The sequence below is a fragment of the Streptomyces sp. URMC 124 genome (assembly GCF_051386455.1).
Taxonomy (GTDB): domain Bacteria; phylum Actinomycetota; class Actinomycetes; order Streptomycetales; family Streptomycetaceae; genus Streptomyces.
Window position 1 is genome coordinate 1 of record NZ_JBPQTS010000670.1, and the last position, 231, is coordinate 231.

Genomic DNA, 231 nt, shown 5'->3' on the forward strand with positions numbered 1-231 from the left:
GGATTACATTGCCGTTTATCAGTTACGGGGGAACATCGCTCGTAATCAGCATGGCGAGCCTCGGGGTAGCCATGAGCGTGAAGCTGCACGGCCGGGAAATCGAGGAGGATATGCCGGATCCGCATGCGCACCGGTCGACGGTGGCGAAACAGGCATAAGCCGTAGCCATCGTGCACTGGTGGGGGGCTATCCTATTCGAAATGGCCTGTCTTGAACCAGGATATCCGAAAT

1 protein-coding gene is annotated in these 231 nt (G+C 56.7%); it reads left to right on the plus strand.

Annotated elements, in window-relative coordinates; translation table 11 throughout:
- Positions 1–8 precede the first annotated feature (8 nt).
- On the plus strand, positions 9–158 hold the full coding sequence (locus ACSNOG_RS34115; RefSeq protein ID WP_436756539.1) for a hypothetical protein: 150 nt from the start codon (positions 9–11) through the stop codon (positions 156–158).
- Positions 159–231 lie beyond the last annotated feature (73 nt).